14 protein-coding genes are annotated in these 20,689 nt (G+C 70.3%); 9 read left to right on the plus strand and 5 right to left on the minus strand.

What is annotated here, in order from left to right; translation table 11 throughout:
- Positions 1-69 precede the first annotated feature (69 nt).
- Positions 70-942: a carbohydrate ABC transporter permease gene (locus OFY01_RS24915; protein WP_266603494.1), complete on the minus strand. Its 873-nt coding sequence runs from the start codon at positions 940-942 to the stop codon at positions 70-72.
- Positions 943-944: 2 nt separating this feature from the next.
- Positions 945-1,874, minus strand: a complete 930-nt coding sequence (locus OFY01_RS24920; RefSeq protein WP_266603475.1) for an ABC transporter permease — start codon at positions 1,872-1,874, stop codon at positions 945-947.
- A gap of 177 nt (positions 1,875-2,051) precedes the next feature.
- Between OFY01_RS24920 and OFY01_RS24925 the strand changes: the two genes are divergently transcribed.
- From OFY01_RS24925 to OFY01_RS24955, 7 genes are all read left to right on the plus strand, one after another.
- Positions 2,052-3,050: an acetylxylan esterase gene (locus OFY01_RS24925; RefSeq protein WP_266603476.1), complete on the plus strand. Its 999-nt coding sequence runs from the start codon at positions 2,052-2,054 to the stop codon at positions 3,048-3,050.
- Between the two features lie 159 nt (positions 3,051-3,209).
- Positions 3,210-4,265 carry a LacI family DNA-binding transcriptional regulator gene (locus OFY01_RS24930; protein ID WP_266603478.1) on the plus strand — a complete coding sequence of 352 codons (1,056 nt, stop codon included), beginning with the start codon at positions 3,210-3,212 and terminating at the stop codon, positions 4,263-4,265.
- Positions 4,266-4,390: 125 nt separating this feature from the next.
- Entirely contained in the window at positions 4,391-5,698 is a 1,308-nt protein-coding gene (locus tag OFY01_RS24935) for an extracellular solute-binding protein (RefSeq protein WP_266603480.1), read from the plus strand.
- 6 nt (positions 5,699-5,704) lie between these two features.
- Positions 5,705-6,697 carry a carbohydrate ABC transporter permease gene (locus OFY01_RS24940; protein ID WP_266603496.1) on the plus strand — a complete coding sequence of 331 codons (993 nt, stop codon included), beginning with the start codon at positions 5,705-5,707 and terminating at the stop codon, positions 6,695-6,697.
- Complete coding sequence (locus OFY01_RS24945; RefSeq protein ID WP_407700417.1) at positions 6,694-7,569, plus strand: carbohydrate ABC transporter permease; 876 nt, start codon at positions 6,694-6,696, stop codon at positions 7,567-7,569. Before OFY01_RS24940 ends, OFY01_RS24945 begins: the two co-directional genes overlap by 4 nt.
- Before the next feature lie 53 nt (positions 7,570-7,622).
- Positions 7,623-9,926: a beta-glucosidase gene (locus OFY01_RS24950; RefSeq protein ID WP_266603482.1), complete on the plus strand. Its 2,304-nt coding sequence runs from the start codon at positions 7,623-7,625 to the stop codon at positions 9,924-9,926.
- A 38-nt stretch (positions 9,927-9,964) separates the two neighbouring features.
- Positions 9,965-11,077: an endo-1,4-beta-xylanase gene (locus tag OFY01_RS24955; protein WP_266603484.1), complete on the plus strand. Its 1,113-nt coding sequence runs from the start codon at positions 9,965-9,967 to the stop codon at positions 11,075-11,077.
- A gap of 116 nt (positions 11,078-11,193) precedes the next feature.
- On the opposite strand, the gene OFY01_RS24960 is transcribed toward OFY01_RS24955, so the two are convergent.
- Together OFY01_RS24960 and OFY01_RS24965 are read right to left on the minus strand one after the other, a co-directional pair.
- Positions 11,194-13,434: a family 43 glycosylhydrolase gene (locus OFY01_RS24960; RefSeq protein WP_266603486.1), complete on the minus strand. Its 2,241-nt coding sequence runs from the start codon at positions 13,432-13,434 to the stop codon at positions 11,194-11,196.
- A gap of 170 nt (positions 13,435-13,604) precedes the next feature.
- On the minus strand, positions 13,605-15,443 hold the full coding sequence (locus OFY01_RS24965) for an AMP-dependent synthetase/ligase (RefSeq protein ID WP_266603488.1): 1,839 nt from the start codon (positions 15,441-15,443) through the stop codon (positions 13,605-13,607).
- A 134-nt stretch (positions 15,444-15,577) separates the two neighbouring features.
- Between OFY01_RS24965 and OFY01_RS24970 the strand changes: the two genes are divergently transcribed.
- Together OFY01_RS24970 and qcrB are read left to right on the plus strand one after the other, a co-directional pair.
- Positions 15,578-16,309 carry a Mut7-C RNAse domain-containing protein gene (locus OFY01_RS24970; RefSeq protein WP_266603490.1) on the plus strand — a complete coding sequence of 244 codons (732 nt, stop codon included), beginning with the start codon at positions 15,578-15,580 and terminating at the stop codon, positions 16,307-16,309.
- Between the two features lie 71 nt (positions 16,310-16,380).
- Positions 16,381-18,048 (plus strand): cytochrome bc1 complex cytochrome b subunit, encoded by a 1,668-nt coding sequence (gene qcrB, locus OFY01_RS24975; RefSeq protein ID WP_266603492.1) that lies wholly within the window; start codon positions 16,381-16,383, stop codon positions 18,046-18,048.
- Positions 18,049-18,114: 66 nt separating this feature from the next.
- Here the strand turns inward: qcrB and OFY01_RS24980 are convergent.
- Positions 18,115-20,689, minus strand: a 2,575-nt coding sequence (locus OFY01_RS24980) for a glycoside hydrolase family 31 protein (RefSeq protein ID WP_407700418.1), incomplete at its 5' end; no start/stop codon positions are given.

Raw genomic sequence — 20,689 nt, forward strand, 5'->3', positions numbered from 1 at the left:
CTGTGGGTGTGGTGGGTGTGGGTGCGCGTGAGAGACGGGCAGGCCGGTCGGGCCGCTGGGGCCGTCGGGTCAGCCCTTGACCGCGCCGAGCATGACGCCGGAGACGAAGTAGCGCTGGACGAAGGGGTACACGCACAGGATCGGCAGCGCGGTGAGCACGATCGTCACGGCCTGGATGTTCGCCCCGACCTGGGTGAGCTGCGCCTGTGCGGCACCCGCGTTGGAGCCGCCCGTCGCGCCCAGGATGATGTTGCGCAGATAGACGGTGACCGGCATCAGTTCCGCGCGGTCCATGTAGAGGAAGGCGCTGAACCAGGAGTTCCAGAACGACACCGAGTAGAACAGCGCCATCGTCGCCACGACCGCCTTCGACAGTGGCAGGACCACCTTCAGCAGCGTGCCGTACGTGCTCAGGCCGTCGATCTGCGCCGCCTCCTCGAGCTCCGTCGGCAGGCTCTCGAAGAACGCCTTCATCACCAGCAGGTTGAAGACGCTGATGGCGTTGGGCAGCGCGATGGCCCAGACACTGTTCTTCAGGCCGAGGTGTGTGACCAGGACGTAGTTCGGGATCAGACCGCCGGTGAAGAACATGGTGAACACGGCGACACCGACCAGGGCCGTGCGGCCTCTGAGGTGCTTCTTCGACAGGACGTAGGCGTAGCAGGTGGTGAGGAACATGGCGATCACGGTCGACACCACGGTGTACAGGACGGTGTTGCCGTAGTTCCGCCAGAACATCGAGTCGTGGAAGACGACCTTGTATGTGGTGAGGTTGAATCCCTTGGGCCACAACGTCACCTGGCCGGCGCGGATCTGGTGCTCGCCACTGAACGAGCGGGCGACGATGTTGAGGAAGGGATAGAGGGTCAGGACCACGACGAGGGTGAGCAGCACCCCGTTGATCCCCTGGAAGACGCGGTAGCCCCGAGAGGGCCGGTGCACACTCACCACAGGCTCGTCCCCACTGTGCGACGTGAGAGCTGGTTGGCGGAGGTGATCAGCACCAGGCCGATGACCGCCTCGAACAGGCCGATGGCGGCCGCGTAACTGAAGCTGCCGGACTCGACGCCCGTGCGGTACACGTACGTGGAGATCACGTCGGCCGTCGGATACGTCAGCGGGTTGTACAGCAGCAGGACCTTCTCGAAGCCCACCGCCATGAACGTGCCCACGTTGAGAATCAGCAGCGTGACCATGGTGGGGCGGATTCCGGGCAGCGTCACGTGCCAGGTCTGCCGCCAGCGGCCGGCGCCGTCGATGCGGGCCGCCTCGTACAGGTCCTCGTCGATGGTGGTGAGCGCGGCCAGGTAGAGGATCGTGCCCCAGCCTGCCGTCTGCCAGATCTCCGACCCGACGTAGATCGCCCGGAACCAGCCGGGCTCCTGGATGAACCGGATCGGGGCGTGCCCGAACCATCCGAGCAGGTGGTTGACGGGGCCGTTCGTGGCGAGCATCTGCATCGTCACACCCGCGACGATCACGATCGACAGGAAATGCGGGAGGTACGAGACCGACTGCACGAATCGCTTGAGGGCGCGGCGGCGCACCTCGTTGAGCAGCAGGGCGAGGACGATCGGGACAGGGAAGGAGAAGACGAGCGTCAGCCCGCCGAGCCACATCGTGTTCCGGAAGACCTGCCAGAACGTCGGATCGGTCAGGAACATCCGCACGTAACGCAACCCGACCCACTCGCTGCCGAAGATCGAACCGCCCGGCTCGAAGCGGCGGAACGCGATCACGTTGCCCAGCATCGGCAGATAGCGGAAGACCAGGAAGAACAGCAGCGGCAGGAGGGCCAGGGAGTACAACTGCCAGTCGCGCCGCCAAGCCTGGCGCCAGGTGCGGCGCCCGGACGGCGCCTTGGTGGATCTCATGCGGGGCCTTTCTTCAATGCGACAGGGAAAGGCGGACACCGAGAACTTTCGAAAGTCTTCCGGTAACGTCGCCGCAACCTAAGGCCGCTCCCGAAGCCTGTCAATGGGTCTTGTGCGGAGGGGAGTTGCTCCTGCCGCCGCACAACCACCACGCCACCGAACGAGAACGAGGTGCCCGTGCCCGCCTTCGACCTGCCCCTCGACCAGCTGGAACGCCACCGCCCGCCGCTCGACGAACCCGCCGACTTCGACACCTTCTGGCGCGCCACCCTCGCCGGCGCCGATCACCCGGAACCACTGCTCGACGTCCGACCCGTGGACAACGGCCTCAGCCTGGTCGACAGCTGGGACGTCACCTTCCGCGGCTTCGCCCAGGACCCGGTCAGGGCCTGGTACACCCGGCCCGCCCACACCGACGAGCCCCTTCCCGCCGTCGTGGAGTTCGCCGGGTACGGCCGCGGCCGCGGCCTCCCGCACTCCCGCCTGACCTGGGCCAACGCCGGGTACGCGCATCTGCTCATGGACAACCGCGGCCAGGGCGACCAGTACGGCGACGGCGGCGCCACCCCCGATCCGCACGCCGCCGCGCCCGGCGGCCCCGGCCCGGCCGTACGCGGCCTGCCCGACCCGCACACCTACCACTACCGGCGGCTGATCACCGACGCCGTGCGGGCGGTCGCCGCGCTGCGCGCGCTGCCCGCAGTGGACGCCCGCCGCGTCGCCGCCGTCGGCAACAGCCAGGGCGGGGGAGTGGCCCTCGCCGTCGCCGGGCTCGTGCCGGACCTCGCGGCGACGCTGGTCACCGCGCCGCTGCTGTGCGGCATCCGGCGCGCCCTCGACCTGACCGACGCGGGCCCGTACGGGGAGATCGCCGCCTACCTCGCCGTGCACCGCGGCGCCGAGACCGCCGCCCGGCGCACGCTCTCCTACGTCGAGGGGATCTCCTTCGCCCGCCGCGCCCGCTGCCCCGCCCACTTCGGCGTCGGCCTGCGCGACACCGTCTGCCCGCCCAGCGGCGCCTACGCCGCCTACCACCGTTACGGCGAACTGACCGGCCACGACCCGGACAGGGAGATCCACGCCTACCCGTTCAACGGCCACGAGGGCGGTGAAGCCTCCCATGTGCGGCGCCAACTCGCCTGGCTGCGAAGGGTTGTTGACGCCGTCGCGGCGTAGTGGCCGCCCGGCGCGCGGGGGCCCGCTATGTTCGAGGGGCCGGACGGTTCGGCCCCTGAGGCGGTGCGCCGGCCGCGACGTGCCTTACGGTTTTCCGGAAGACACTCGGAGATTTTCCGGAGATCAGCGCACACTGCTCACGCGACGGAGGTGGGGAACGTGGCCCGGGAAGGCGCCCAGCGCAAGTCAGCCACGCGGAGCCCGGACGGGCCGGCCAAGGTGACGATCACCGAGATCGCTCGGGAGGCCGGGGTCTCCGTGCCGACCGTCTCGCGGGTCGTCAACGGGCGCTCCGACGTCTCGCCCGCCACCCGCGCCCGTATCGAGGACCTGCTGCACCGCCACGGTTACCGGCGCAGGCAGGGGGCGCCGGACCGGGCGGCCCTGCTCGACCTGGTCTTCAACGACCTGGACAGCCCCTGGGCCGTGGAGATCATCCGGGGCGTGGAGGAAGTGGCGCACGAGGCGGGCTTCGGAACCGTCGTCTCGGCGATCCACGGCCGGGCGGGCGCGGCCCGGCAGTGGATGACCAATCTGCGGGCCCGCGCGTCGGACGGCGTCATCCTCGTGACGTCGGCCCTCGAACCGGGGCTCCACGACGAGCTGCGCCGCCTGGGCGTGCCGTTGGTGGTGGTCGACCCGGCCGGATCGCCCGCCTCTCAGGAACCGACCGTCGGCGCCACCAACTGGGCGGGCGGCATGGCGGCCACCGAGCACCTGCTGGCCCTCGGCCACCGCAGGATCGGGTTCATCGAGGGCCCGCCCCGGCTGCTCTGCTCGCGGGCCAGGCTCGACGGCTACCGGGCCGCGCTCGACGTCGCGGGCGTGCCGGTGGACGAGACCCTGGTCGTACCCGGCGACTTCTACCACGAGTCCGGGTTCACCGGCTGCAACCAGCTGCTCGACCTGGCCGACCCGCCCACCGCCGTCTTCGCCGCCAGCGACCAGATGGCGCTCGGCGCGATCGAGGCGCTGCGCAGGCGCGGACTGCGCGTGCCCGAGGACATGAGCGTCGTCGGCTTCGACGACCTTCCGGAGGTGCGGTGGTCGGCCCCGCCGCTCACCACCGTGCGTCAACCACTCGCGGACATGGGGAAGCTGGCGGCCCGTTCGGTCATCGATCTGGCGCGGTCGGTCGCACCCGCCTCGCCCCGGGTCGAACTGGCGACGGAACTCGTGGTCAGGGCCAGTACGGGAGAGCCGCGCGCGGTGTAGAACGCCACATTCCGCAGGGGGTGTCAGCGGCCTTTTTTGTCAAGGGCGTTGACACCCCCTCCGCATGTCCGTAACTTCCGTGGCCGTCTCCCGATAGTTTTCGGATCTCTTCCGGAAGGTGCGTCATGCCACACACCACTCCTTCGTCCCTGTCCCGCCGCCGGTTCCTCGGAGTGGTCTCCGTCGCGGGTCTTGGCACCGCGGTGCTCACGTCCTGCGGTGACTCCGACTCCGGCGGCGGCACGGACAGCCAGGGCAGGACCGTCTTCGAGTGGTGGCACATCCAGACCACCGAGCCGGGCAAGCACCTGTGGCCCGAGCAGGCGAAGGCGTACGAGAAGGCGCACCCCGACGTCAAGATCAAGCTCGTGCCGCTGGAGAACGACGCCTTCAAGGCGAAGATGACGGCCCTCGTCGGCACCGGCAAGCTGCCCGACCTGTACAACACCTGGGGCGGCGGCGTCCTCAAGCAGCAGGTCGACGCCGGTCTCACCGAGGACCTCACCGACCAGGTCAAGGACTGGATCGGCGACCTGCTGCCCGCCTCGCGCAAGGCGTACGAGTTCGACGGAAAGACCTACGCCATCCCCGTCGACATCGGAGCCGTCGGCTTCTGGTACAACAAGGCGCTCTTCAAGAAGGCCGGGATCGACACGCCGCCGACGACCTGGTCCGAGCTGCTCGACACCGTCAGGAAGCTGAAGGCCACCGGCATCACCCCGATCGCCCTCGCGGGCAAGGAGAAGTGGCCCGGCATGTACTACTGGGCGTATCTGGCGATCCGCCTCGCCGGTGTCGACGGCATGCAGAAGGCCGCGGACGCGAAGGACTTCACCGGGGACGACTTCGTCAAGGCGGGCGAGCACCTCAAGGAACTCGTCGACCTGAAGCCGTTCCAGAAGGGCTTCCTCGGCGCCGCCTACCCCGGCCCGACCGGTGAGGCCGCCACCATGGGCAACGCCAAGGCGGCCATGGAGCTGATGGGGCAGTGGGCCCCCAACGTGCAGAAGTCGGAAGGCAAGGGTATCGGCCACGACCTCGGCTTCTTCCCCTTCCCGAACGTCGAGGGCGGCAAGGGGAAGTCCACCGACGTCTTCGGCGGCGGGGGCGGCTACGCGCTCCGCAAGGGCGGACCCAAGGCGGCCCTCGACTTCCTGAAGTGGTTCGTCGGCCCCGACAGCGACAGCCGCCTCGTCAAGGAGGGCGGCATGATCCCGGTGAACACCAAGGCCAAGGACGCGCTCACCGACCCCAACCTGAAGGCCGTCTTCGACCTCCTGAACAACTCCACCGCCTTCCAGCTCTACCTCGACCAGGCATACCCGCCCGCCGTCGGCCAGGAGGTCAACGACTCGGTGGCCGCGCTCATCGCGGGCTCCAAGTCCCCCGAGCAGGTGGCCCGTTCCATCACCCAGGTCGCCAAGAACCAGTAGATGACCATGACGTCGACCCAGATCAAGGACGCGCCCCCCGCCCTGGGCGAGGCGCCGCGGGGCGGCCAGGACAGGAACCGGCGGCCCCTGACCCGACGGGCCCGCGACTGGCTGACCGCCTTCCTCTTCACCGTCCCCGGGCTCGCGCTCTTCCTCGTGTTCGTGGCGGTCCCGATCCTGTACGCCGCGTACGTCTCCTTCTTCAAGTGGGGCGGATTCGGCTCTCCGTCGGACTTCGTGGGCGTGGACAACTTCACGCGGCTGTTCCAGGACCCGGTGTTCCTCGGCGACCTGTGGCGCGGGCTGCTCCTGGTGCTGCTCTCGCTCGGCCTGCAACTGCCGTTCGCGCTCGCCATGGCCGTGCTCCTCAACCAGAAACTGCGCGGCCGGGCCGTCTACCGGATGCTGTTCTTCGCGCCGTACGTCCTGTCCGAGGTCATCACCGGCGTGCTGTTCTCGATGATCTTCGCTCCGGACAGCGGGCTCGCCGACAAGGTCCTCGGCGCCGTCGGACTCGACGGCGTCGGCGGCCTGTGGTTCTCCGGCCAGAGCACCGTCATGGCGACCCTCTTCTTGGTCATGACCTGGAAGTACTTCGGTTTCCACATGATGCTGCTGCTTGCCGGCCTGCAGGGGATACCGCCCGAACTCACGGAAGCCGCCCGTATCGACGGGGCCGGTACCTGGCAGCGCTTTCGGCACATCACCCTGCCGCTGCTCGGGCCGACGATCCGGTTGAGCGTCTTCCTGTCGGTGATCGGCGCGATCCAGCTCTTCGACCTGGTGTGGGTGGTGACGCAGGGCGGCCCCGACCACCACTCCGAGACCATGGCGGTCACGATGTTCCAGTTCGGCTTCAAGCGCTACCAGATGGGGTACGCCAGCGCGATCTCGATCGTGATGTTCCTCATCAGCTTCGTCTTCGCCCTCTTCTACCAGCGCTTCGTGCTGCGCCGCGACACCGAAGGCGCCCTCACCACCATGCGGGGATCCCGATGACGACACAGACGGCCCCCCGGATCCCGATGACGGCGCGTCAGGTCAGGCGGCGGCGCCGACTGCGCTCCGTCCCGCTGTACGTGACCGTGTGGGTGATCGGCGTCGTCATGGTGACGCCGCTGCTCTACGCGCTCATCTCCGGTTTCAAGTCCACCGACCAGCTCTCCGGCAACGCGTTCGGCCTGCCCTCGCCCTGGGTGACGCAGAACTACACTCGCATCCTGGAGGACAGCGCGTTCTGGCGGATGCTCGGCTCCTCCACCCTGATCGCCCTCGGAACCACCGCCCTGACCGTCGGCGCCGCGGCGCTCGCCGCGTTCGCCCTCGCCCGGTTCGCCTTCCGCGGACGGGAGTTCCTCTTCACTCTCTTCACGGTCGGGCTGATGTTCCCGTTCGCCGTGGCGATCCTTCCGCTCTTCGTGCTCCTGCGCACCTTCGGCCTGCTCGACAACCCGTGGGGTGTCATCCTGCCGCAGGCGGCGTTCGGGCTGCCGATGACCATCGTCATCCTGCGCAACTTCTTCCGGGAGATCCCCGGCGAGATCGAGGAGGCGGCCACACTCGACGGCTGCTCCGCGTTCGGCTTCTTCTGGCGCATCCTGCTGCCGATGGCGCGGCCCGCACTCGGCACCGTCTCCGTCCTCGCCGTGGTGACCAGCTGGAACAACTTCCTGCTCCCGCTGCTCGTCTTCAGCGAACCCACCTGGTGGACCATCCCGGTCGGAGTCCAGCAGTTCCAGGGCCAGTACTCCAGCGACACGGCCCGCATCTTCGCCTACCTCGTCCTGTCGATGGCCCCCGCCCTCGCCTTCTACGCCGTCGCCGAGCGCCAGCTGATCGGCGGCATCACGCTGGGCGCGACCAAGGGCTGACAACGGCCCCCACACCCGCACCTCCCCGCCCACCCCCGCACCAGAGGAGTTCCATGGCCACGCCCCGGCAGGACACCACGGCCACGCCCTGGCAGGACACCAGCCTGCCCGCCCACCGCCGCGCGGCGGACCTGCTCGCCCGGATGACCACCGAGGAGAAGACCGCGCAGCTCGTCGGCGTCTGGCTCGGCAGCGACACCGGTACCGCCGCCGACACCGCCGCCGACACGGGCGAAGGCGCCCCCGCGCCCGTGGCCGTCGCCCCCGGCCAGCACCGGTACACCGCACACAGCGCCGCCCTCGACGCCCTGCTGCCGCACGGCCTCGGCCACCTCACCCGCCCCTACGGCACGGTCCCCGTCGAACCCACCGAAGGCGCCGCCCGGCTCGCCGAACTCCAGCGCCGCATCCAGGCCGGCAACCGGTTCGGCCTGCCCGCCCTCGCCCACGAGGAGTGCCTGACCGGATTCACCGCCTGGCAGGCCACCGTCTTCCCGAGCCCTCTGGCCTGGGGCGCCACCTTCGACCCCGCCCTCATCACGGAGATGGCGGAGTCGATCGGCGCGTCGATGCGGGCGGCCGGCGTCCACCAGGGCCTGGCCCCCGTCCTCGACGTCGTCCGCGACCCGCGCTGGGGCCGCACCGAGGAGGCCATCGGCGAGGACCCGTACCTGGTCGCCACCATCGGCACCGCGTACGTACGCGGCCTCGAAGCGGCCGGGATCGTCGCCACCCTCAAGCACTTCGCCGGATACTCGGCCTCGCGCGGCGCCCGCAACCACGCGCCCGCACCGCTCGGGCCGCGCGAACTCGCCGACGTGATCCTGCCGCCGTTCGAGATGGCGCTGCGCGACGGCGGCGCCCGCTCCGTGATGCCCGCCTACAACGACATCGACGGCCTGCCCGCCCACGCCCACACCCACCTCCTCACTCAACTCCTGCGCGATACATGGCAGTTCACTGGAACCGTGGTCTCCGACTACTTCGGTGTCCCGTTCCTGGACTCCGCGCACAAGGTGGCCGACGGCGAACACGACGCGGCCCGGCTCGCCCTCGCCGCGGGAGTCGACGTCGAACTCCCCGCCGCCCGCTGCTTCACCACATCCGGGAGCCTCCCCGAGGACCTGCTCGACCGGGCCGTGCTGCGCGTGCTCACCCAGAAATGCGAACTGGGTCTGCTCGACCCCGACTGGGAACCCGTGCCCGGTGGCGGCGACAGCCCCGTCGACCTGAACCCGCCGCACATGCGGGACCTGGCCCGCAAGGTCGCCGAGGAGTCCGTGGTGCTGCTCGCCAACGACACGGGGATTCTCCCGCTGGCGGACGGCGACGGTCGGCGTATCGCCGTCGTCGGGCCCCTCGCCCACGAACAGGCCGCCATGCTCGGCTGCTACACCTTCCCCCGGCACGTCGGCGTCAACCACCCCGAACTGCCCGACGGCATCGAGGTGGCGACGTTCGCCGAGGCGCTGCGCGCCGAGTTCCCCGGCACCGCCTTCACCGACGACCCGGCCGGCGCCGACATCTGCCTCGCCGTCGTCGGCGACCGCTCGGGCCTGTTCGGGCGGGGCTCCTCGGGCGAGGGCTGCGACGCGGAGGACCTGCGACTCCCGTACGGGCAAGGAGAGTTGCTCGACCGAACGCTCGACTCCGGTACCCCCACCGTCATCGTCGTGCTCAGCGGAAGGCCCTACGCCCTCGGCCGCTGGGCCGACCGGGCGGCCGCCTGCGTCCAGGCATTCTTCCCCGGCCAGGAGGGTGGCGCCGCCGTCGCGGGCGTCCTGTCGGGGCGGGTCGGCCCCTCAGGACGCCTGCCGGTCGCCGTGCCGCGCCGCCCCGGCGGCCAGCCCGCCCCGTACCTGGTCCCGCCGCTCGGCCTGCGCGGCGAGCCCAGCACGGTGGATCCCACCCCGCTCCACCCGTTCGGCCACGGCCTGTCCTACACCACGTTCGACTGGAGCGAACCGCACTGCGACGCCCCCGAACTGGCCACGGACGGCGAGACCACGATCCGGCTCACCGTCCGCAACACCGGCGACCGGCCCGGCACCGATGTCGTCCAGCTCTACCTCCACGACCCCGTCGGCACCGTCGCCCGCCCCGAGGCCAGGCTCGTCGGCTATGTACGAGTCCCGCTGGAGCCCGGCGCCTCGGCGCAGGTGCACGCCGTCCTTCCGGCGGACCTCGCCGCGTACACCGGCGCCGACGGCCGCCGCGTCGTCGAACCCGGCGCCCTCGAACTGCGCGTCTGCGCCTCCAGCTCCGTCGTCCGCCACACCGTGCCGCTGACCCTGACCGGGCCGGTACGGGAGGTGGGTCACGGACGCCGGATGAGGTGCGAGACGCGCGTCAAGTAACACCGCACCTCCGGACAACCGACTCAAGGAGACGTACCATGCGCACACCCCCCGCACGGCCGCGCCGCGGCGTCGGCGCCCGCAGGCCCAGAGCCGCCGCGCTGACCGCCGCGACGGCCCTGTTGCTCGGTGCCCTCGCCGCGGCCCCCGCCGCCCAGGCCGCCCAGGGCGGGCATCACGGGCCGGGCCACCACGGCCACAAGGCCGCCACGCTCAACGACCTCGCAGAACAGCACGGCCGCTACTTCGGCTCCGCCGTCGACAACCCCGAACTGTCCGACACCGCCTACGCCGACCTCCTCGGCAGCGAGTTCGGCGCCACCACTCCCGGCAACGGCATGAAGTGGGACGCCACAGAACCCCAGCAGGGCGTCTTCGACTACACCAAGGGCGACGAGATAGTCGCCTTCGCCGAGGCCCACCACCTCAAGGTCCGCGGCCACACCCTGCTCTGGCACAACCAGCTGCCCAACTGGCTCACCTCCCGCACCTGGACCGCCGACCAGCTGCGCGCGGTGCTCAAAAACCACATCCACAACGTGGTGACCCACTACCGGGGCAAGGTCTTCGCCTGGGACGTCGCCAACGAGATCATGAACGACGACGGCAGTTACCGGCAGAACATCTTCTACACCACCATCGGCCCCGGCTACATCGCCGACGCCCTGCGCTGGGCCCACGAGGCCGACCCGCACGTCAAGCTCTACCTCAACGACTACAACATCGACGGGATCGGCGCGAAGTCGAACGCCTACTACACGCTGATCCAGCGCCTCAAGGCGCAAGGCGTGCCGATCGACGGACTCGGCTTCCAAGGACACCTGGCGCTCCAGTACGGCTTCCCGGACGAGGTCCAGCAGAACCTGCAGCGCTTCGCCGATCTCGGCGTCGACGTCGCCTTCACCGAGCTCGACATCCGCATGACCCTCCCGTCGGACCCGACGAAGTTGGCGGAGCAGGCCGACTGGTACGGCCGGATCACCCGCGCCTGCCTGGCCGTGCGGCGCTGCGTCGGCATCACGCTGTGGGGCTACTCGGACCGGCACTCCTGGATCCCGTCGGTCTTCCCGGGCGAGGGCGCGGCGCTGCCGTGGGACGAGTATCTGCAGCCCAAGCCCGCGTACTACGCGATCCGCGAAGCGCTCCAGTAGACGGCCCCGAGCCAGGCGCCCCCGGTGGCCCGGCCGGCGACCTTCTGCCGGCCGGGCCGTCCCGGTGTGCTCGCGTGGGTGCCCCGCTCAAGCGCGGTGCGCCGTGGACGAGTTCGTCAGGGAGCTTGACGTGTTCCACGCAGTGGCGCCGGCCGCGCCCTGACCGACTCCAGCGTCGGCACGACGGGCTCGATCGAGCCGTCCGGTGCGAACCGCAGCCGGTCGATCGTCGTCTCGCGGTGCGTGCCGTCGCCGCCCGGCCTGCCAGGACCGTTCAGGGCGAACCGGTGGTAGGCGATGTACCAGTCGTCCGTGCCGGGGACCTGGACCACCGAGTGGTGACCGGTGGCGAGGATGCCGTACTCGGGGCGCTTGGAAAGGATCGTGCCGCGCTCGGTCCACGGTCCGACCGGGGAGGGGCCCGTGGCGTAGGCGACGTGGTAGTCCACCGAGCGCGTGTCGTCCTCGGACCACATGAAGTAGTACGTGCCCTTGCGCTTGGCCACGAACGAGCCCTCGCGGAAACCCGGTTGGGTGATGTCCTTCACCTTCGAGGCGTCGAACGACACCATGTCGTCGTCGAGCGGCACCACGTACGCGTGGCCGTTGCCCCAGTACAGGTACTTTCTGCCGTCCGTGTCGGTGAAGACGGCCGGGTCGATCATCTGGCCGGAGAACTGGCCCTTGGCGATCAGCGGTGTGCCGAGCGCGTCCTTGAACGGGCCCGCCGGGTTGTCGGCGACCGCGACGCCGATCTGCTGCTCGGCGCAGAAGTACAGGTAGTACTTGCCGTTCTTCTCCGTCGCCGCCGGGGCCCAGGCGTTCTTGTCGGCCCAGCCGACGTCGGGGCCCAGATCGAGCGCGGTGCCGTGCGGCGTCCAGTGCGCGAGGTCCTTCGACGACCAGGCGGTGAACGTGGTGCCGCTCCAGCCGCGGAAGCCGTCCGTCGTCGGGTAGATCCAGTACCGGCCGTCCAGGTACTCGATGTCCGGGTCGGCGTTGAGGCCCGGCAGGACCGGGCTGCGCGTCGGCACCGCCTCCACCGTCCAGGTGCGTACGGTGCCGTCGGCGGACCTCACCCGGTACGTACGCGGCGTGCGGAAGTCGCGCGGGGTGCCCGAAGGCGGGCTGATCCGGGCGCCGTCGGCCGACCACAGCTTCGGCGCGAGGTGGGACAGGTCGGCGCCCGGCCGCATCGGCAGCACGATCTCGGCGGCGGAGTCGGTGACCACCGCGTAGTCCTTCTGGCCGGGCGCGGTGGCGTCCATGAGGGAGCTGCCGGTGGGCGCGTAGGCCCGCAGGAGCCGGTCGTACTGGGCCTGCGTCACCGGCATCACCGTGCCGTGCCGCGGGCTCGCGGGGAGCTGGTAGTCGCTCGACGGGGTCCACTCGCCCGAGTCGAGGTCGGTGGTCTCGAACGGGACGTATCCGCGCTCACCGTACTCGTCGATGAACAGGTACCACTTGTTCCCGGTGTTGGACTTGAAGACCGTCGGCCCCTCGCCGCGGTCCATCGCCCCCTTGCCGATGCAGTCGGCGACGAAGTCGTAGGAGTTGCTGGTCAGGTCCTCGGACTTCTCGGCCGTGATGAACTTCGAGCAGGGCGACGACGAGGACGGGTCCCGCTCGTCCTTCGTGTAGCGGTAGTAGGTGCCGTTGTTCCTGATGACGGTCGAGTCGATCACCGAGTACCCGGGGTCGTCCCACACCTTCGCCTCGCTGAATGTGCGGAAGTCCTTCGTCGTCGCGTACATCATCTTGTTGTACGTGCTGCCCGTGTGGTCCGGGTCGTCCGCCGCGTACAGCTTCGACGCCCAGAAGACGACGTACTCGCCGCGCTCGGAGTCCCAGTAGCCCTCAGGGGCCCAGGCGTTGCCCGCGTTGTCCGGCGCCACCTCCACCAGGCGCTGGTCGGTCCAGTGGACGAGGTCCGTGGAGTCCCAGATCATGATCGACCTGCTGCCGTGCCGCTGGACGTGGTCCCAGCTGCCGCTGCTGTTCCCGTACATGCGCAGATCGGTGGCGATCATGTAGAAGTGCTTGCCGTCCGGGGAGCGCATCACGAACGGGTCGCGCAGCCCCTTCTCGCCGATCGTGGAGGTCAGGACCGGCTTTCCGGCGTTCAACTCGCGCCAGTGCAGCGGGTCGTCGCCCCGGCTGAGGGCGTAGTGGATCTGCTCGCCGTCGGCCTTGTCCTCACCCGTGAAGTAGGCGAAGAGGTAACCGGCGTACGGGGCGTGGCCGCCGGCGCGCGTTCGGGGGTGGGCCGAACCCGGGGCCGCGCCGAGGCCGAGAAGCGTCAGGGAGAGGAGAGCGGGCAGGAGTCTGCGTACGGTGCGGCGGGTGCGGCGTCGCATGACACATCCTGTGGGAGTGGGTGCGGTGAGGATGGGTGGTTCTGAGCGAATATGCTGAACTGCCCTTGGAGTCTCACCAGTTGAGGGCAGAGTGTCAATCGTTGTGCGTTGTTGTGCACAGAAATCAACATGGCTGAACGCGCGGGCGTCCTCCCCGGGGAGCGGGCGCCCTACCTGGACGCGTAGAGCTCCTCGATCTCCTTCGCGTACGTCCGGAGCACCGCGGACCGCCGCACCTTCAGGGACGGCGTCAGCAGACCCTGCTGCGTGGCGAACTCACGCGGCAGCACGCGGAACGCCCGGATCGACTCCGCCCGCGAGACACGGGAGTTGGCCCGCGAGACGGCGCGCTGGATGTGCCCGCGCAGCTCGTCGTCGTCCCGTGCCGCCTCGGGCCCGGTCGTCGGACGGCCCTTGAGTATCTGCCAGCTGGCCAGCGCCTGGGGGTCGAGCGTGATCAGCGCGGCCACGTACGGACGGTTGTCGCCCACCACGAGGCAGCCCGAGATCAACGGATGCGCGCGCAGCTCCTCCTCGAGGACCTGCGGCGAGACGCTCTTGCCGCCGCTGGTGATGATGATGTCCTTCTTGCGGCCGGTGATGACGAGATAGCCGTCCGGGTCGAACCGCCCCAGGTCACCGGTGGCGAACCAGCCGTCCCGCACCGCCGCCGCGTTCGCCTGCGGATCGTCCAGGTACCCGGCGAACACCACGTCGCCGCGGACCTGGATCTCCCCGTCGTCGGCGATCCGCACGGCGTTGCCGGGCAGCGGCCGGCCCACGGTGCCGTGCCGCACCGCGCCCACCGGCTGCGCGGTGACCGCGGCGGTCGTCTCGGTCAGGCCGTACCCGTCGTACACGGTGATGCCGCAGCCCGCGAAGAAGAGCCCGAGGTCACGAGAGAGCGGGGAGCCGCCCGACACGGCGCTACGCATGCGCCCGCCGAACACCTCGCGCACCTTCGCGTAGACCAGCCGGTCGTACACGGCGTGCCGCAGCCGAAGGCGCGCGCCGGGTCCCGGCCCCTGACCGGCGGCGTGCCGCTGAGCCTGCGCCGCGTACCGCACCGCGGTCCGCGCGGCCCGCTCGAACAGGGCGCTGTGGCCGCCGCTCTGAGCGGCCGCGCGTGCGCTGCCGAGGATCCGCTCGAAGATGTACGGAACGGCGAACAGGAAGGTGGGCCGGAAGGCGGCCAGCGCCGGGAGCAGCGCGCCGGGGGAGAGGTCCGGCTGATGGGCGACGGTCACGCCGCCGCGCACGGCGCTGACCACGACCATCAGGCCGTAGCAGTGGGCGAGCGGCAGGAACGCCAGGAGCGAGGGGCGCTCGCCCGGTGGTGCGAGCAGCTCGCCCCAGCCGGCCAGGAGGTTGTCCGTCTCGGCCGCCAGATTGTGATGGGTGATGACACAGCCCTTGGGGCGCCCGGTGGTGCCGGACGTGTAGCAGATCACGGCGGTGTCGTGCGGCCGCACCCCGGCGCGCAGCTGGTGGACGTGCACCTCCTCGACGGCCGCGCCCGCCTCGACGAGCGTGTCGATGCCGCCCGCGTCCAGCTGCCACAGCCGGGTCAGATCGGTCCGGGCCCCGTACGCGGCCGCCACCGTCATCGCGGTGTGGTCGTCCTCCACCACCACGCCCACGGCCCCGGTGCCGCGCAGGATCCACCGCACCTGCTCGGCCGACGACGTCGGATAGACCGGCACCACCACCGCGCCGACGGCCCACAGCGCGTACGCGACCAGGGTCCACTCGTAGCGGGTGCGGGACATCACGACGACCCGGTGGCCGGGCCGGATCCCGTCGGCGAGGAACCCGCGCGCCACGGCCGCGACATCGGCGGCGAACCGGGCCGCGGTGACCGGCCGCCGTGCGGATCCGGCCGCGCTCCCGGCCACCGCCTCCTCGAACTGCACCCGCCGCGGCTCCTCCAGCGCGGCCGTGAAGACGGAGTCGGCCAGACCGCCGGACGCCAAGGGACGCGCCAGGCGGGGCACTTCGAGTTCCCGCATCGGTGTGATGGTCACTTCCTGTCGTACGTGGCAGTCACTGATAGGGCAACGTACTCCCACGGGCCGTGATCGGCACGACGAACGCACAGGTCATCTCCGCCGGCCGTGTCCGCGGGACATGGCATTCTGGCCCGATGAACGGTCCCGAGATCTTCGTCGAAGTAGCTCCCGAGCTCCGCCTGTTCGTCCCCGCGGGGCGCCGCGACCCGGCCGATGGTCTGGTCACCGACGGTTCGTCGAGCCTCGGCCATGTCGTGGAATCGCTCGGGATTCCGCTCACCGAGGTCGGTGCCCTCGTGGTGGACGGGCGCCAGGCCCCCGCGGCCCATGTGCCGGGCGCGGGCGAACGCGTCGAGGTCAGGCCCGTCGAGCGCCCCCAGCGGGTGCCGGGCGCCCCGTTGCGGTTCCTGCTCGATGTCCATCTCGGCACGCTCGCCCGGCGGCTGCGCCTGCTCGGCGTCGACGCGGCCTACGAGGCGAGCGACATCGGCGACCCGGCGCTCGCCGCCCGGTCCGCGGCCGAACGCCGTGTCCTGCTCAGCCGCGACCGCGGCCTGCTGCGGCGGCGTGAACTGTGGGCGGGCGCCTACGTCTACAGCGACCGGCCCGACGACCAACTGCGTGACGTCCTGGGGCGGTTCTCGCCGCGGTTGCGCCCGTGGACCCGCTGCACGGCATGCAACGGCCTGCTGGCCGACGCCGTCAAGGAGGACGTGGCGGACCGCCTCGAAGGCGGCACCCGTGCCACGTACGACGTCTTCGCGCAGTGCGCCGACTGCGGCCGCGTGTATTGGCGCGGCGCGCACCACGACCGTCTGGAGACCATGGTGGCGGCGGCGGTCGAGGAGTTCGGCGACCGCGCCTGACGCCCTCTGTCCCCGGGGCCGGGCGGAGCCCTAACCTGACAGGGCCTCACCGGCCTTCGAGGGGGAGTCGCATGAGCGGGAACAGCGAGCGCGGCAGCAGGGGCGACGAGGGTGGGCGAAGGGCGCGACCACCCGGCGGCGGGGAGCGGCTCGCCGACCGGGCGGACAGCCGGCTCGGCCTCTACCGGATCGGCAGATCCCAGCTGCGGAAGGTCTATCCCGACCACTGGTCGTTCATGTTCGGCGAGATCTGCCTGTACAGCTTCGTCATCCTCGTCCTCACCGGCGTCTTTCTGACGCTGTACTTCCAGCCGACCGCCTCCGAGGTCGTCTACAACGGCTCCTACACGCCGCTCAAGGGCATCCTGGTCTCGGGGGCCTACCGGTCGACCGTGCACATCAGCATGGATGTGCGCGGCGGTCTGCTCATCCGGCAGATCCACCACTGGGCGGCGCTCGTCTTCGTCGCGGGCATGGTCTGCCACATGATGCGCGTGTTCTTCACGGGCGCCTTCCGCAAGCCGCGCGAACTCAACTGGCTCTTCGGGTGGACCCTGTTGATGCTCGCCATCCTCACCGGCCTGACCGGGTACTCGCTCCCGGACGATCTGCTGTCCGGCACGGGCCTGAAGTTCGCCGAGGGCGCGATCCTGTCGATCCCGGTCATCGGCACCTATGTGTCGATGTTCCTGTTCGGCGGCGAGTTCCCGGGCGACGACTTCATCGCCCGGCTCTATCCGGTCCACATCCTGCTGTTGCCGGGCATCATGCTGGGCCTGGTGGTGCTCCACCTGATTCTGGTCTTCCACCACAAGCACACGCAGTTCGCGGGGCCGGGGCGCACCGAGAAGAACGTCATCGGCTCGCCGTTCATGCCGGTCTACATGGCGAAGGCGGGCGGCTTCTTCTTCCTGGTGTTCGGGGTGCTCGCCGTGATGGGCGCGGCAGCGACCATCAACCCCGTGTGGCTGTTCGGGCCGTACCGAACCGACCTCGTCACGACCGGAGCCCAGCCCGACTGGTATCTGGGTTTCTCCGAGGGGCTGATCCGGGTGATGCCGGGATGGGAGATCAACGCCTGGGGGCACACTCTGGTCCTGGGCGTGTTCATCCCGTTCATGCTGTTCCCGCTGGTCATGACGTTCATGGCGGTGTACCCGTTCGCGGAGGCGTGGATCACGGGCGACCGCCGCGAGCACCACATCGCCGAACGCCCGCGCAACCGGCCCACCAGGACCGGCCTCGGCGTGGCCTGGCTGAGCCTGTACGGGGTGCTCCTCGTCGGCGGCGGCAACGACATCGTCGCCACGCGGCTGCACCTGTCGATCAACGCCATCACGTGGTCGGTGCGGATCGGCTTCTTCGTGGTGCCGGCGCTCGCCTTCGCCGTCACGCGGCGGATCTGCGTCGGGCTGCAGCGCCGCGACCACGCCAAGGCACTGCACGGCAGGGAGACCGGCACGATCAAGCGGCTGCCGCACGGCGAGTTCATCGAGGTGCACGAACCGCTCGCCCCCGCCGAGTTGTACCGGCTCACCGCCCACGAGCAGCCGCGGCCCTACGAGTTGGGGCCCGCGGTCGACGAGAACGGCGTGGCGCGCCGCTTCACGCCCGCCCAGCGGGTCCGCGCCCGGCTCGCCAAGGCGATGTTCGGACCGGGGACGTACGTGCCGAAGGCGACCGCCGACGAGTACCGGGCGCTGCACTCCGGCTGGCACGAGTCGGAGCGGGTCGACTGAGGCCGGCGGAACCGGCCGAAGGGGCGGGCGGTCGCATCGCCACCCGCCCCACGCGGTCGGCCCGGCTCAGCTCAGCCGCACCGTGAAGGACCGGTCCGTCGGCCGGGACCCGGTCCGCACGGTCGTCACTCCCTTGCCCGCGTCGTACGACCACGCCGAATCGGGCAGGGCACGGCCGTCCACCGTGACGCGGTGCGGCGCCGCGGCGCCGTGCACGGTGAGGGTGTAGGCACGCGCCCTCACCTTGCCCTCGTAGTCGCCCCGGCTCGCACCGACCTGGATCAGGCTGCCGCGCCGGCCGGTGTCGAGCGAGACGCGCTGCGTCGCCGAGGCGCCCTTGCTGAACTGACGGGTGACACCGTCGTCCTCGTACAGGGTGTAAGCGCTGTGGCCCGGCCGCCCCGCGTACACGTCCCAGTCCAGCTCGCCCTTGTCGCGCGTCTTCCACGACGTCGTGCCCTTGGGCCACATCGGCACGATCGCGCCCGACCTGACGAACAGGGGCAGCGTGTCGAGCGGCGCGTGGTAGCCGTTCACGGTGGTCGGACCGTGGTAGGTCCTCCCGGACCAGTAGTCGGTCCACGTGCCCTTGGGCAGGTAGATGCCGTCGCGGGTGGCGGAGTCCTTGTACACCGGGGCCACGAGGAAGTCGTCCCCTGACAGGTACTCGTACGTGGCGTTCGCCCCGAGGGCGTTCGGGTCGTGCGGGTACTCCAGGTACAGCGGCCGGACCCCGCCGACACCGGTCCTCGCCGCCTGCGCGGCCAGCGTGTACAGGTACGGCAGCAGGCGTTCGCGCAGCTGGAGGTACTTGCGGTTGATCGACGTGTACGGATCGCCGTCCACCCACGGCTGCTGGTTGGCCTTCTCGCCGGTGGTGAGGTCCCGCGCCCAGCCGTCCATCGTCATGATGGCGGGAAGGAACGTCTTGGCCTGGAGGTCGCGGGCGAACATCCTGGGATCGTGGCCGAAGATCGAGCCCACGTCACCGGTGTTGTACGCGATGCCGGACATCGTCGACCCCGCGTACGTCGGGATCTGCCAGCGGATGTAGTCCCACGACAGCTTCTGGTCGCCCGACCAGAGCACGCCGCAGCGCTGGGCGCCCGCCCAGGACACCGGCAGCCACACGAATCCGCGCGCGTCGCTGTTGTCCTCGATGCCCGCCTTCGCCTTGTCGCAGGCGTCCAGGGCCATGCCGTAGCCGCCGCCGACCCAGGCGACGTCGAGCTTGGCGACGCGCTGGCCCGCCTTGACCTGCTGGGCGAGCTTGTCGATGCCGTCCTCGGTCCACAGGCCGAGCTGGGCGCCCCGCTGGTGGAGTCCGTCTGCGGTCTGCTTCAGGTTCTCGTAGCCGCAGCCGTAGCCGTCGTTGACGAGCATCCAGCCGAGCGGCATCCGGTGGTTCACATACCCGTCGGCGACCTTCAGCGCGTCCAGGGTGTGGCGCTCGCCCTGGTTGGCGTTGTGCAGGTAGCAGTCGGAGTCGCCGGGTTCGAGGCCGTAGACCGGCGGCATGAACGGCTTGCCGACCAGGGACGTGTAGTCGCCGATGACCTGCTTGGCGTCACCGATGAAGTAGTACGCGTCCAGGCGGCGCTCCTGCTGGCCCGTGCGGACGGAGGGGCCGAAGTCGTACAGGCCGGGCGCGAACGTGTTGCGGTAGACGCCGTAACCGGCCGAAGAGAGGTAGAACGGCTGGGAGTTGGGGTATCCGCCCTCGTTCCAGTTCGTGTTGTTGGCGACGTGGATCGTCTGGCCGCGGTGCGAGAAGGAGCCGTTCTGCTCGCCGCCGCCGAAGAACTGCTCGTCGGCGCCGCGCTCCAGGCTCTGCCGCATGCCGTGGGTGGACCAGCGCAGCGGCTTGTCCTCCTGCCAGATGCGCGTGCGGTTGTCCGGCTTGTACAGGCCGAAGCGGAGCGGCTTCTTGTACACCCGCAGCACCGCGTCCTTCGACCGGATGCCGTAGTACGCGCCCGCGTCGAAGGACGACGTGCGCCGGTCCACGGCGGGCCGGCGGCGCACGATCCGGGAGCCGGCCGGGTCGGAGAACCTGCCCGACGGATCCGCCTGGAGCCGCAGTCGGCCGCCCTTGAGGAAGTCGGCCCGTGCCTTCAGGCCGCCGGCGGCGAACTCGTAGCTGCCGTCGCCTCCGCTGAACGAGGTCAGGTTCCCGGCGTCCTTCGTCCGCGGCAAGTACGCCGTGCCGACGAAGGAGTTGTCGTGCACGTCGTAGGGGACGACCACCACGTGGTACGTGCCGTTCGCCTTCGGGATGACGGTCGCCTCGGGGTCCGCCGTGCCCGCGCTGGAGGCGACCTGCTTGCCCGCGTCGTCGTAGACGTACAGGTCGAAGTCGTCGCTGCGCCGCTTCGTCCACTCGACGGAGACCGGCACGCCGCCCTCCGGGTTGTCGTCCCAGTATCCGTCCGGCACCGCCACCTTCAGGTCGAAGCGGTCGCAGACCTTCCCGTCCGGATCGTCCGCGGGCGCGGGGCATTTGTCGGGACTGTCGACGGTGCCGGCGGCGTACGTGGGGCTCTGCCAGGTGACGCTCGTGCGGCCGGCGTCGAGGGTGCCGCCGGACGGCGTGGCCGCGGCGGCGTCGTGCGCGGGCGCGGTGAGCAGAGCCGCGGCGACG

Origin of the sequence: Streptomyces beihaiensis, assembly GCF_026274175.1 — a bacterium.
In the GTDB taxonomy this organism is placed as follows: Bacteria; Actinomycetota; Actinomycetes; order Streptomycetales; family Streptomycetaceae; genus Streptomyces; species Streptomyces beihaiensis.